Source organism: Cedecea neteri NBRC 105707 = ATCC 33855, from assembly GCF_001571265.1.
GTDB classification, from domain to species: Bacteria; Pseudomonadota; Gammaproteobacteria; order Enterobacterales; family Enterobacteriaceae; genus Cedecea; species Cedecea neteri.
On the sequence record NZ_BCTL01000029.1, the window covers coordinates 1 to 14,122 of the forward strand.

A 14,122-nucleotide genomic window follows, 5' to 3' on the forward strand; every position below is an offset into this window, starting at 1 on the left:
TGCGGAGTGATATATATATCCCGGAAGATTTGAAGGGAAATGTAGCTATTAGAGTGCACAGAGGGGGGAAGTAGCAGACATTGTTTCCCCCCTCGGAGGGTGAGGGGGAAATAAGCTATCCCAGCAGCGGGCAATTAGGCGGCAAACGGCAGGCCAGCGCATTCGGATGCACTTCAATCCGGAAATGCCGTCCGCTCAGCGGCTCTCCGTCCAGGTTAAAGGTAATATCGTGCGGGGCGGAAATCTCAAACCACGCCGAGCTACCTTCAATCACGTTCGGATTTTTATCCGGGCTCGTCAGGGTCGTTAGCAGCGCTGGAAGCAGGTCTTCACCAGTAAAAATTCGCAGCTCGAGCAGTCCGTCGTTGATCAACGCCTCCGGGCAAAGCTGTTGCCCACCACCGGCCTGGCGGCCGTTGCCGATGCCTATCACCAGTGCGTCCCCCTGCCAGCTAAAGCCATCCCCGCGAATATCGCAGCGATCCGGCTTTAGCATATCCATGCGCATCAGCCCATGAATAAAGTAAGAGACGCCGCCGAGCGCAGCTTTAAGTTTTTCCGGCGTTTCGGTGGTGATGCGTGTGCCAAATCCACCGGTCGCCATGTTAATGAAGTAGGCATCTTCATTCACCTGCACCAGGTCGACACTGGCGGCTTTGCCGAACAGCGCGAGGCGCAGCGCTTTTTCGAAATCCTCAGGAATACCGGCGCTGGTAGCAAAGTCGTTGGCCGTCCCCAGCGGGAGAATGCCTAATGCCGGGCGGCTGTCCGGAGAAAGCTTCGCGAGGCAGGTAGCAATCTCATTGATTGTGCCGTCTCCACCTCCGGCAACTACGGTGTCCACGCCAAGGCTCAGGGCTTCCTTGATGTAGCGTTCCGCGTCTCCTTTTTCCCAGGTCACGCGGATATGCAGCGTGTAACCTTCCTCGCGGAGGGTATGCACGGCTTCACGCAGCAGCGGATGACCGGCACCCTTGCCGTTAAGTATCAAAAATGAAAGCGGGGATGTCTCCATGACTTACCTCAGAAAAATGAGCATTATCAAAGTGTAGAGCAAAGCGGGGGCGGGGGAGTAAGAACTGGCTGAAACAGCAGAAAAAAGAAAGCCTGCGCAAGGGAGATTGCGCAGGCCAAGGAGGTGGTTCCTGGTACAGCTAGCATTTATGGGTTATGTTTTTCAGCTTGCGGATAATAACGTTATCTTGTGTAACCGTATGTGATCGGTTTCTAAGAATGGTCTTAGCGCGAAAAATAACCCTGATTCACTAGTTTGCGTGCGGTTTACGGGTTGTCTGACCAGAGAGATTGCGCATTAGCAGAGCATAATCGAGCGCTATCTCCTGAGGTACAGGCATCCATACGGTATGACCGTCGCCGGGGGCCACGTCAATCGGCTGAGCCTTGCCGTTTTCCAGCGTTTCCAGGGTAAAGGTGATGTTGCCCTGCGGGGTCATCATTTCCAGGCTGTCGCCCAGCAGGAATTTGTTTTTCACCGCTACCGCCGCGAGATCGCCGCGACGTTCGCCGGTAAACTCACCCACAAACTGCTGGCTCTCGGAGATAGAGTGGCCGTACTCGTAATTCTGGTGGCTGTCGTGGGTATGACGACGCAGGAAACCTTCGGTATAGCCACGGTGTGCCAGGCCTTCCAGCGTTTGCAGCAGCGTAGGGTCAAACGGTTTGCCCGCAGCGGCATCATCAATGGCGCGACGATAGACCTGCGCGGTGCGTGCACAGTAGTAGTAGGACTTGGTGCGGCCTTCGATTTTCAGCGAGTGGACGCCCATTTTGGTCAGGCGCTCTACGTGCTCGATGGCGCGTAGATCTTTCGAGTTCATGATGTAGGTGCCGTGCTCGTCTTCAAAGGCGGTCATGTATTCGCCCGGACGTTTGGCTTCTTCCACCATAAACACTTTGTCCGTTGGGGCACCGACGCCCAGCGTAGGCTCAACGTTTTGCACCGGAATAGGCTCGTGCACGTGAACGATATTGCCAATGTCGTCCTCTTTACCTTCCTGAACTTTATATTCCCAGCGGCAGGCGTTGGTGCAGGTTCCCTGGTTAGGATCGCGTTTGTTGATATAGCCGGAGAGCAGGCAGCGGCCTGAATACGCCATACACAGCGCGCCGTGAACGAAGATTTCTAGTTCCATCTCAGGAACTTGTTCGCGGATTTCGGCAATTTCTTCCAGAGAAAGCTCGCGGGAAAGGATCACGCGCGTCAGCCCCATTTGCTTCCAGAACTTCACGGTCGCCCAGTTAACGGCGTTAGCCTGCACGGAAAGGTGAACGTCCATTGCCGGGAAAGCTTCGCGCACCATCATGATAAGCCCTGGGTCGGACATGATCAGCGCGTCCGGGCCCATGTCGATAACCGGCTTGAGGTCGCGAATAAAGGTTTTCAGCTTGGCGTTATGCGGGGCAATGTTCACTACCACGTAGAATTTTTTACCCAACGCATGGGCTTCGTTGATCCCAAGCTGGAGGTTTTCGTGGTTGAATTCATTATTGCGCACGCGCAGCGAGTAGCGAGGCTGGCCCGCGTAAACGGCATCCGCACCGTAGGCGAAAGCGTAACGCATGTTTTTCAGCGTTCCCGCCGGGGAAAGGAGTTCTGGTTTAAACATGAAGTTCTCGGTCTGATATCAGGTCAGAACCGCTCCACCGGGTGAAGCGGCTAAAGTCGAGTGGATTACCACAATTTAAGGGCGGGAATTGTAGCGCCGCAAGACGGGGGAGTAAACCGTCTTGCGGATTCAGGCGATAAGCGGAATACCGACGAAGAGGAGAGACGCGAAGGCAATGTTCTCGGTGTACTCTTTCAGCGCCTCAGTATTTTCTTTGAAGTGGGCTATGAATTTGTCCAGCGCATCGGCTTCGTCTTTTGCCCGCACCTCGAAACCTATTTTTTGAAACCCGCCAGCGGCAAGCTGCTTTTTCTCTTCTGCCCCAAGAGCGGATTTCGGGTAGACATTAAAGGCAATATCTCTGCTATAGAAAACATACTTTTCCACGACGCTCTCCTTGACGGACAGACGCTGGTCAAAGTTGGCCAGCCAGTGCCTTAGCTTAGAGCTTTTTGGCGTTCCTGAGCAGTCTACTAAAAGTGGTAGCCGAGGCGTGCGTTAAATCACCCGCCCGGCGTCCGCCTCCCAGCGATAACCTACCCCGTAAACGGCGCGAATAAACGACTGATCGGTATCCAGCGCTTCAAGCTTGCGGCGCAGGTTTTTAATGTGGCTGTCGATGGTGCGGTCGGTGACCACGCGGTAGTCGTCATACAGATGGTTCAGCAGCATTTCGCGGGAGAATACCTTCCCCGGCTCGTGGGACAGAGTTTTTAGCAGGCGGAACTCGGCGGGGGTGAGATCCAGCAGTTTACCGCGCCAGATAGCCTGGAAACGGCCTTCATCAATCACCAGCGGGCTTTCCTCTGACCCGGAGGAAATGGCCATCTGGCGCTTGCAGCGGCGCAGGATAGTTTTCACGCGGGCGACGACTTCGCGCGGGCTGTAGGGTTTGCAGATATAGTCGTCGGCGCCAATTTCCAGCCCCAGCAAGCGGTCTATCTCTTCAATCTTCGCCGTCACCATCACAATCGGGACCTCCGAAAAGCGGCGAATTTCTTTGCACAGCGTCAGCCCGTCTGTGCCGGGGAGCATTAAATCCAGCAAAATGAGGTCCGGCGGCGTGTGGCGGACATACGGCAGCACCTGGTCGCCGTGGTTCAGCAGAGTAGGGGCATAGCTTGCCGCGCGGAGGTAGTCGATGAGCAACTGCCCAAGCTTAGGTTCATCTTCCACGATCAGGATGCGCGGCGTGTTTTCGTCAATCGGTAGCTCGGTCATAGTGTCCTCGACGTTTCTGTTTCCAGAGGAAGTTCAACGATAATACTAACGCCGCCTAAGCGGGAATGGGAGGCGGTTAGAGTTCCGCCGTGGGCGGTCACGATATTCTGGCAGATAGACAGGCCTAAGCCGGAGCCGCCGCTGGCGCGGTTGCGGGAACCTTCGGCGCGGTAGAATCTGTCAAACAGCTGGCTTAACTGCTCGTCCGAGACGCCGGGCCCGCTGTCGTCAAAGCTCATCACAAACTGCTGATTCACAATTTTGCCGCTGATCACCAGTTGCCCGCCGCTGTCGGTGTAGCGCAGGCTGTTTTCCAGCAGGTTGTTGAACAGCTGCATCAGGCGGTCCCCGTCACCAAAAATCACGGCAGAGTCCGGCAGAGCGAGGCGTATTGTCAGGCCGCGTGAATCAAAGCGGGATCGGAATGCTCCGGCAACAACCTCCAGCAGCGTAATAATATCCAGCGGTTCTTTCTGGTAGGCCAGCGCGCCTTCATCGGACATGGAAAGCTGGTGCAGGTCATCAACGAGCTTGGTCAGGGTGGCTACTTCCATTTGCAGTGAGGTCACTGAGTCCGGCGTAAACTGCCGAACGCCGTCCTGAATCGCTTCCAGTTCACCGCGCAGAACGGCCAGCGGCGTACGCAGTTCGTGAGAAATATCCGCCATGTAAGCCCGACGCATTTTATGGTTTTTTTCCAGAGTGCTGGCGAGCTGGTTAAAGTCCTGTGCCAGCCGGCCCAGCTCATCCTGACTGCCGACCGCGACCCGGGTGGAAAAATCTCCGGCGGCAAGCTTGTGTGTACCCTCAACCAGACGCTTTACCGGGGCCAGAAGGCCACGGGCGAGCAGGAAGGTGGCCGCTGCCGCCAGCAAACTGGAGAGGGCAACGATTATCCAGCTGGTGCGCCGCTGCTGACGGTCAAAGTTAATGTCGGTATTGCGGGTCAGGCGCTCAATGGGGGAAGCAATCACCCAGCCCACGTCCTGGCCATTGACGTTAATCGCTTTGCGCATCCCGTCGTGGGGAAGCTTCTCTCGTGGGCCAACCAGTACCTGAGAGTTTTGATCGACCACCCAAAACTTGGTGCGCCAACCCTGCGGGGGCATGCCGTGTGCTTCATCCCCGTCGCGCTCAAACGAACGTAAAATCTGAAACACAAACCTGTCGTTGTGCCGCAGGAAGCGCCAGTTTCCGTGCAGCGCATATTGTTCACCCAGGGCATCACTCAGCATCTCAATGCGCTGGGTATTACCGCGCTTGATGTAGTCGATGAAGCCGCGTTCAAAGCTTAACCTCACGCCCCAGTGCATGATGGCCAGCACCAGCAGGCAGGTGGAAAAAATGGCGAGGAATAATTTCCCGGTGATCCCGGAGCGCCAGAGTTTCATGTTTCGCTCCTTTTGCGACGGCTAATTACCGCGTTTTCTGAACGGTCATTTGGGACACGGGCAAACAGCAATGCCGGAAGGGCAATCACCAGCGCCATGCAGAAGTAGGTGTACATGAAGATGCTGTGAGCCTGTTCCCCACCCGCCGGAAGCTGCTGGTGGCCAAACATGCCCAGCAGCAGACCGGCGACGGTGACGCCGATACTCATTGAAAGCTGCATGACCATTGAGAGCATGCTGTTGCCGCCGCTGGCGAGGTCATCCGGCAGATCTTTCAGCGTCAGCGTATTCATGGAAGAGAAGCGCATGGAGTTAACCATGCCCTGAACAAACAGCACGACCGGCAGCAGCCAGAACCAGCCCATCAGGGCCGTACCCATAAACATCAGCGTGATCAGCGCCAGGCCGAGCGTGGCGACGACCAGCACGTTGCGATAGCCGAAGCGGTTGACGACCTGCACAACGATACGCTTCATGCCCATGCTGCCAAGTACCATCGGGACCATCATCAGCCCGGCATGGAACGGCGAGAAGCCCAGCCCAATCTGCAGAAACACCGGCGTCATAAACGGCAGCATGCCGCTGCCGATACGCCCGCACAGGCTGCCCAGCAGACCAAGCGAAAAGGTTTTCGTGTTGAACAGATTGAGATTGAACAGCGCATTTTCGTTGTCGCGCGCATGCCACAGGTAAAGCAGAATAGCGATAACGCCGCCGAGGATCAGCAACCCGAGCGTTTCACTGGAAATGCCCAGGCCCTTTTGTCCGTCCAGCGCAATCGTCAGCGCCGCCATGCCGAACGCCAGCATCAGGAAGCCGGAAATATCAAAGCGGCGGGTTTGCATGGTGTAGTTCGGCATCAGCCACAGGGTGGCAATCGCCCCGACGATGCCGACGGGAATATTGATCAGGAAAATCCAGTGCCAGGAGGCGTACTCCACCAGCACGCCGCCGAGCGCGGGGCCAAGCAGTGGGCCAACCTGGCCCGGAATTGTCACGAAGGTCATCGCCGCCATGTACTGCGCACGAGGCACAATTTTCATCACCGTCAGGCGGCCCACCGGCACCATCATTGCGCCGCCAACTCCCTGAACCACGCGGGCCAGAACAAGCTCGTTGAGCGTGGAGGCGTTAGAGCAAAACAGGGAGCCCAGGGTGAAAAGAATAATCGCGGTGAAGAAAATATTGCGTACGCCCACCCTGTCCGCCAGCCAGCCGCTCGCCGGAAGCATGACTGCGACCGTTAACACGTAGGCCACCACCACCGAGTGCATATGCAGCGGGCTTACGCCCAGGCTATGCGCCATCGAGGGGAGGGCGGTGTTAACAATCGTGGTGTCCAGCGCCTGCATAAAGAAGCCAAAAGCGACGATCCATAACTGCCAGCGAACGGCGGTGGGCAAATCAGTCATACGGACAGAGCCTTACTTTCACGGGTTTTGCGGCTAAAGCGCAATCTCAGTCGATCAAAGAACAGGTAAACCACCGGCGTGGTGTAAAGCGTCAACAGCTGGCTCACCACCAGCCCGCCGACGATGGTGATCCCCAGCGGCTGACGCAACTCTGCGCCGTCGCCGCTGGTCAGCACCAGCGGTAACGCCCCAAACAGCGCGGCCAGCGTGGTCATCATAATCGGGCGGAAGCGCAGCAGGCAGGCCTGGAAAATGGCCTCTTCCGGCGTTAAATCGCCCTTACGCTGCGCCTCTATCGCGAAGTCCACCATCATGATGGCGTTCTTCTTCACGATGCCTATCAGCAGCATGATACCGATTAGCGCAATCAGGCTGAAGGGGGCGCTGAAAAGTTCCAGCGCCAGCAGCGCCCCAACGCCTGCGGAAGGCAGCGTCGAGAGGATGGTCAGCGGATGAACGTAGCTTTCATAAAGCATGCCGAGCACGATATACACCGTGGCAATCGCCGCCAGGATTAGGATCACCTGCGAGTTCATGGTTTGCTGGAACACCTGAGCCGTTCCGGCGTAGCTGCCGCGTACGGTGGACGGCACGCCCAGCGAGGTCATCGTCCTGTCGATGGCGGCACTGGCTTCAGAAAGCGATACCCCATCCGGCAGGTTGAACGAGATGGTTGACGCGGCAGACAACCCCTGATGGTTAACCGACAGCGGGGCGTTCGCCGGCTGCCATTTGGCAAAGTAGGAGAGCGGAATCGACTTCCCTTCGCCGTTAATCACGAACATCTGGTTGAGCGAGCTGATGTCCTGGGTGTAGCGCGGGTCGACCTCCATCACCACTTTGTACTGGTTTAATGGCTGATAGATGGTGGAAATTTGGCGCTGACCAAAGGCATTGTTCAACAGATTGTTCGCGTCCGAGACGCTGATCCCCAGACGAGCCATCGTTTCGCGATCGTAAATCAGGTCCATCTCCGAGCCGTTGTCCTGCTGGTCAGAGTTAACATCTGCCAGTTCCGGCAAGGCCGCCAGCGCTTTACTGATTTTTGGCTCCCACTCGCGCAGGGCGCTTAAGTCATCCGACAGCAGGGTGTACTGATAGCTGGCGTTGGCCTGGCGGCCGCCGACCCGAATATCCTGCACCGCCATCAGGTAGAGGTTGGCCCCCGGCTCTTTCGCGAGCTTGCCCCGCAGCCTGTCAATGACCTGCTGGGCGGTTTCGCTGCGTTCGCTCAGCGGCTTGAGCGAGATAAACATCATACCGCTGTTCACCCGGGAACCGCCGGTAAAGCCGGTGACGTTGTCCACCGCCGGATCTTCACGAATGATTTTCATAAAGTCCTGCAGTTTGCCGCGCATCGCCTGGAAAGAGATGCTCTGGTCGGCCTGAATATTGCCCATCAGTCTGCCGGTGTCCTGCTCCGGGAAGAAGGTTTTCGGGATGGCAATATAAAGCCAGACGCTAAGGGCTATCGTACCCAGAAGTACCACGCCCACCAGTCGGGTATGGTTAAGCACCCATTTCAGCGAGCGCGCGTAGCCGCCCTGCATGGCAATCAACAGGCGACCAAATCCACGGTTTTTGTTTCTCTTTTCCGGTGGCCGGTTCTTCAATAGCCAGCCGCACATCATTGGGGTTAACGTGAGTGACACCACCAGCGAAATCCCGATAGCCACCGAAAGCGTGACCGCAAATTCGCGGAATAAACGCCCCGGCAGTCCGCCCATCAGCAGCAGCGGCAGGAAGACGGCGACCAGCGACAGGCTCATGGACAGTACGGTAAAGCCCACTTCCCGCACGCCCTGAAGCGCCGCCTGCATGGGCTTCACGCCCGCTTCGAGGTGGCGGGAAATGTTTTCCAGTACCACGATGGCGTCGTCGACGACAAAACCAGTGGCGATGGTCAGCGCCATCAGCGACAGGTTATTCAGGCTGAAGCCGCACAAATACATTGCGGCAAAGGTCCCGATCAGCGACACCGGCACGGCCACGGCCGGAATAAAGGTCGCTCGCCCTGAGCGAAGGAACAGAAACACCACCAGAATCACCAGCGACACGGAGATCACCAGCGATTGTTCTACCTCGGCCAGCGAGGCTCGAATTGTTGGAGAGCGGTCCTGGGCTACCTGCAGGTCGATGGAAGCTGGAATGGTTTCGCGTAATTCGGGAATTTTGGCGCGAATGCGGTCGACAGTTTCGATGATGTTCGCTTCCTGCGATTTGCGGATCATCAGCAAAATCGCCGGTTTAGCGTTGGTCATCCCGGCGTTACGCACGTCCTGCACGCTGTCGGTGACGTTGGCGACATCCTGCAGCCGCACGGCCGAACCGTTATTGTAATGCACGATAAGCGGCATATAGTTCGCCGCTTTTTTTAGCTCGTCGTTGGTCTGAATTTGCCAGCGGCTGGTGCTGTCTTCTACCGAACCAAGAGGACGGCGAACGTTGGCATTGCTTATTGCAGTCCGGACGGCATCCAGCGATACGCCCTGGTTGAACAGCGCCTGAGGATTGAGGTCCACGCGCACCGCGGGCAGAGAGCTCCCGCCGACGTCCACGTCGCCAACCCCGTCGATTTGTGACACGGTTTGCGCCAGCTGCGTGGAGGCAAAATCATACAGTTCACCCTGCGACAGCGTGTCGGAAGTGAGCGTCAGGATCATGATCGGCGCATCGGACGGGTTGGCTTTACGGTAGGTAGGACGGCCCGGCATCCCGCTTGGCAGCAAGCTTTGAGCGGCGTTGATCGCCGCCTGTACGTCACGTGCGGCGCCGTTGATGTCGCGGTCGAAATTAAACTCCAGAATAATGCGGGTGCTGCCCAGCGAGCTGGACGAGGTCATTTCGTTGACCCCGGCGATGCGGCTAAGAGAACGCTCCAGCGGCGTTGCTACCGACGACGCCATGGTTTCTGGTGACGCACCCGGCAGCGAGGCGCTGATCATGATCACCGGGAAATCGACCTGCGGCAGCGGCGCAACCGGCAGCAGGCGGAAGCCCAGCACGCCGCAGAGCGTAATGGCGACGGTCAATAAAATCGTCGCCACCGGGCGGTAAATGAAGAGGGCAAAGAACTTCACTTACGCCTCCTCATGCTGTCGGCCGAAGCGGCGACGCGTGTAGTGCGACAGGCGGTCAAACAGCAGATAAATCACCGGCGTGGTAAACAGGGTCAGAACCTGGCTGAGCAGCAGGCCACCTACCATGCCAATACCGAGCGGGCGGCGAAGTTCCGCGCCAACGCCGGTTGAAAGCATCAGCGGCAGCGCACCGAGCAGCGCGGCAAGCGTGGTCATCAGAATCGGACGGAAACGCAGTAAACAGGCCTGGTAAATCGCTTCGTAAGGGGCCATGCCCTGTTCGCGCTCGGCGGCCAGGGCGAAGTCGATCATCATGATCGCGTTTTTCTTCACGATACCAATGAGCAGAATGATGCCGATTATCGCGATAACGTCGAGTTCGGCGCCCGCCAGCATCAGCGCCAGCAGCGCGCCAACGCCCGCCGTGGGTAGCGTCGACAGGATAGTGATGGGGTGAATAAAGCTTTCATACAGCACGCCAAGCACGATATACATCGCCACGACTGAGGCAACAATCAGCCAGATGGTACTGCCTAATGCGGCCTGGAAGGCGAGGGTGCTGCCCTGGAACTGCGTCGTGATATCAGACGGCATTGCCAGCGCTTTTTCCGCCGAGGTAATGGCGTTCACCGCGTCGCCCAGCGATTGCCCTTCCGGCACGTTAAAGGAGAAAGTGGTGGACGGGAACTGATCGAGATGGTTGATCGACAGCGGGGCAAACCGCTGCTCTACCTTCGCAATCGCACTTAACGGAATGCTGCCGCCGGTGCTGCTGGTAAGGCGAATGTTGTCGAGCGCGCTTAGCCCAGGCGTGGTGCTGGTGTCATGTTCGAGTACCACGCGATACTGGTTGGCCTGGGTATAAATGGTTGAAATCAGACGCTGGCCGAAGGCGTTATACAGGGCGCTGGTCACCGACGACATGGTGATACCGAGACGGCTGGCGCTGTCGCGGTCAACGTTGACATAGGCCATCAGCCCCCGATCCTGCCAGTCGCTGCTGATATCCGCGAGCTGAGGCAGCGTTTTAAGTTTGTCTTCCAGCTGTGGCACCCAGGTGCTCAGTTCGTCCAGCGAGGTGGCCTGCAGGGTGAACTGGTACTGAGTGCGGCTCACCGTGGTGTCGATGGTCAGATCCTGAATCGGCTGCAGATAAAGCTGCACGCCCGGAACGCTGGCGACATTCTGCTGCAATCTGTCGATAACCGTCGGAATGCGGTCGTCGCGGTCGCTCAGCGGCTTAAGGTTTATTTGCAGACGGGCGCTGTTTAACGACGGGTTTGTGCCGTCAACGCCGATAAACGAGGTCAGGCTTTCCACCGCCGGATCTTTCAGAATCACGTCCGCCACCTGCTGCTGGCGCTGTGCCATGCTGGCGAAGGAGACCGACTGCGGAGCCTGCAGCGTGCCCTGGATAATGCCGTTATCCTGAATCGGGAAGAAACCTTTGGGGATAAAGATCCACAGCACAATGGTCAGCGCTAATGTGCCAAAAGCGACGCCAAGCGTCAGCCACGGATGGTTCAGCACTTTGCTCAGCAGGCGGCCATAGGCGGCAATAATGCTATCAAACATCTTCTCGCTGGCACGGGAGAAACGGTTTTGCTTACGCAATGATTCGTGGCTTAGCATTCTGGCGCACATCATTGGGGTAAGCGTTAGCGAAACCACAGCGGAGATTAAAATAGAAATTGCCAGCGTGACGGCAAACTCGCGGAACAGACGGCCCACGATATCGCCCATAAACAGCAGCGGGATCAACACGGCGATAAGTGAGAAGGTGAGGGAGATAATGGTAAAGCCTATTTCACCTGCACCTTTTAGCGCGGCGGCCAGCGGCTTTTCGCCTTTTTCGATGTAGCGCGAGATATTCTCGATAACCACGATGGCATCATCCACCACGAACCCGGTGGCGATGGTCAGCGCCATCAGCGTCAGGTTATTGATCGAGAAATCAAGGAATACCATCACGGCAAAGGTACCGACCAGCGAGAGCGGCACGGCGACAGCAGGAATGATGGTGGCCGGAACGTTACGCAGGAACAGGTAAATGATCATCACCACCAGCGCGATGGCCAGCATCAGTTCGTGTTGGGTATCGGTAACGGAGGCGCGGATATTGGTGGTGCGGTCGCTAAGCAGCTTCACTTCAACCGACTTCGGCAGGCTCTGGGTTAGCGTCGGCAACATTTGGCGAATACTGTCCGCCGTGTCGATGATGTTCGCCCCTGGCTGGCGCTGAACGTTCATCACGATAGCCTGCTGTTTGTTCGCCCACGCGCCAAGCCAGCTGTTCTCTGCCCCTTGTTCGACGGTGGCAATATCGCCCAGGCGGATAGGCGCGCCGTTCTGGTAAGCGATGATTAAATCGCGGTACTCCTGGGCCGACTTCATCTGATCGTTGGCGGAGAGCGTGACCGCGCGTTCCGGGCCATCCAGGCTGCCTTTTGCCGAGTTGACGTTGGCGCTGGTGATGGCGGTGCGAATGGTTTCGCTGGTCAGGCCAAGTGCGGCAATCGCCGGCGCGTTCAGCTTCACGCGAACGGCAGGGCGCTGGCCGCCCGCTAGCGCGACCAGCCCGACGCCCGAAACCTGGGAAATTTTCTGCGCCACGCGCGTTTCCACCATATCTTCAACCTGCGTCATCGGCAGGGCGCTTGAAGTGACGGCGAGCGTCATGATGGGCGGATCTGCCGGGTTGACCTTGCTGTAAACCGGTGGGTTTGGCAGGTCGGTAGGCAGGAGGTTTGTCGCGGCATTAATGGCCGCCTGCACTTCCTGCTCGGCAACGTCGAGCGCCAGCGTGAGCTGGAATTGCAGGGTGATAACAGACGCGCCACCAGCGCTTTGCGATGACATCTGCTTCAGGCCGGACATTTGCCCAAACTGGCGCTCAAGCGGCGCCGTGATGGCCGAGGTAATCACATCCGGGCTGGCGCCAGGGTAGAGAGTGACGACCTGAATAGTCGGATAGTCTACTTCCGGCAGCGCCGAAACAGGCAGAAAGCGATAGCCAATGATCCCCGCCAGCAGAATAGCCACCATCAATAACGTGGTAGCAACCGGCCGGAGAATAAACAGGCGGGAAGGGCCGCCCGTTGAACCTGGAGGTAACACCTGCATCAGGAGCGCGCTCCGTTGTGTTTATGCCCAGATTTCGCCTGCGTGGCAGGCTTCGCGTTATCGTCAGCCGCGCTGTGCGGTTCGACGACTTCAACCTGCGCACCTTCGGTCAGGCGGTCGATGCCGTCGGTCACCACGCGATCGCCTGCGGATACGCCGGCGGTAATCACGACTTTCTGGCTGTCCTGAATCCCCGGTGTGACCAGGTGTTTACTGACTTTGTTATCGCTGTTCAGTACCCAGACGAAATGGCCTTCGTTGCCCATCTGCAAGGCACCCGCAGGGATCACTACGGCATTCTGCTGGGTGTCCACCAGCATACGGGCGTTCACAAACTGGTTCGGGAAAAGAGCGTCATCCTGATTATCAAAGCGAGCTTTAAGTTTGATGGTGCCGGTAGTGGTATCGATTTGGTTATCAAGGCTCAGCAATTTACCGCTGCTCAGCTTTGTGGTGTTGGTGCGATCCCAGGCTTCAACACTCAGCGTTTCACCGGCCTTCTGTGCTTTAATCACCGTGGCGATGTCGTTTTCCGGCAGGGTGAAGACCAGGTCAATCGGATGCGTTTGCGTCAGCACGACAATACCGTTGGTGTCGCCGGTGGAAATCTGGTTGCCAATATCGACCTGCTTCAGGCCAACGCGCCCGTCGATAGGGGCGGTAACGCGGCTCCAGTTAAGCTGCAGCTGGGCGCTGGCAACGCTGGCTTCATCGGCCTTAACCGTGCCGAGTGTGGAGTCTACAAGCGACAGCTGAGTATCGAGATCCTGGCGGGAGACTAAGTTAGTCTTTACCAGCTGTTGGTAGCGGGCGAGATCGCGGCGAGCATTTGCCAGAGTAGCCTGATCCTTAGCCAACTGCCCCTGAGCCTGCGCCAGCGCGACTTTAAACTGGCTAGGGTCGATTTCTGCCAGGAGATCGCCGGCTTTCACCTGCTGACCTTCCTGGAAATGAAGAGCAAGCAGTTGCCCGTCAACGCGGCTGCGTACGGTCACGGTGTTGGCCGCGGTGATAGTGCCAAGGCCGGTTAAATAATGAGGCACGGCTTCACTGGTTGCCGTTGCGGCCTGGACCGGGGCCAGTGCACCGCCGCGCATTCCGCGTCGGCCGCCCTGGGCTTGCGTCTGGCCCGCTTTCGCCTGTGGTTGGTTCTCCGGGGAGGAGTTATGGCTTCTCCAGAACCAGGCGGCGGCAATCACCACCAGAATAAATGCTGCAATCCACAACCAGCGAGAAGTCTGTGTGCCTTTCATAAATGACGTGTTCTC

Annotated in this window: 9 protein-coding genes; all 9 read right to left on the minus strand. The window is 57.5% G+C overall.

Annotation, left to right across the window (positions count from 1 at the left end; all coding sequences use genetic code 11):
- Window positions 1-115 precede the first annotated feature (115 nt).
- Window positions 116-1,015 carry a lipid kinase YegS gene (yegS, locus tag CNE01S_RS12870; RefSeq protein ID WP_061276541.1) on the minus strand — a complete coding sequence of 300 codons (900 nt, stop codon included), beginning with the start codon at window positions 1,013-1,015 and terminating at the stop codon, window positions 116-118.
- A gap of 250 nt (window positions 1,016-1,265) precedes the next feature.
- Window positions 1,266-2,627 (minus strand): prephenate-dependent tRNA uridine(34) hydroxylase TrhP, encoded by a 1,362-nt coding sequence (gene trhP / locus CNE01S_RS12875; RefSeq protein WP_061276543.1) that lies wholly within the window; start codon window positions 2,625-2,627, stop codon window positions 1,266-1,268.
- A 129-nt stretch (window positions 2,628-2,756) separates the two neighbouring features.
- Window positions 2,757-3,014 (minus strand): hypothetical protein, encoded by a 258-nt coding sequence (locus tag CNE01S_RS12880; protein ID WP_061276545.1) that lies wholly within the window; start codon window positions 3,012-3,014, stop codon window positions 2,757-2,759.
- A gap of 111 nt (window positions 3,015-3,125) precedes the next feature.
- The gene (gene baeR / locus CNE01S_RS12885; protein ID WP_061276547.1) at window positions 3,126-3,848 is read right to left on the minus strand and encodes an envelope stress response regulator BaeR; all 723 of its coding nucleotides are present in this window, start codon (window positions 3,846-3,848) and stop codon (window positions 3,126-3,128) included.
- Entirely contained in the window at window positions 3,845-5,239 is a 1,395-nt protein-coding gene (gene baeS, locus CNE01S_RS12890; protein WP_061276549.1) for an envelope stress sensor histidine kinase BaeS, read from the minus strand. The genes baeR and baeS overlap by 4 nt, the downstream gene beginning before the upstream one ends.
- Entirely contained in the window at window positions 5,236-6,651 is a 1,416-nt protein-coding gene (locus CNE01S_RS12895) for an MFS transporter (RefSeq protein ID WP_061276551.1), read from the minus strand. The genes baeS and CNE01S_RS12895 overlap by 4 nt, the downstream gene beginning before the upstream one ends.
- Complete coding sequence (gene mdtC / locus CNE01S_RS12900) at window positions 6,648-9,731, minus strand: multidrug efflux RND transporter permease subunit MdtC (protein ID WP_061276553.1); 3,084 nt, start codon at window positions 9,729-9,731, stop codon at window positions 6,648-6,650. Before mdtC ends, CNE01S_RS12895 begins: the two co-directional genes overlap by 4 nt.
- Complete coding sequence (locus CNE01S_RS12905) at window positions 9,732-12,854, minus strand: MdtB/MuxB family multidrug efflux RND transporter permease subunit (RefSeq protein WP_061276555.1); 3,123 nt, start codon at window positions 12,852-12,854, stop codon at window positions 9,732-9,734. It abuts the gene before it with no gap.
- On the minus strand, window positions 12,854-14,107 hold the full coding sequence (locus CNE01S_RS12910; protein ID WP_061276557.1) for an MdtA/MuxA family multidrug efflux RND transporter periplasmic adaptor subunit: 1,254 nt from the start codon (window positions 14,105-14,107) through the stop codon (window positions 12,854-12,856). Before CNE01S_RS12910 ends, CNE01S_RS12905 begins: the two co-directional genes overlap by 1 nt.
- Window positions 14,108-14,122: the final 15 nt, after the last annotated feature.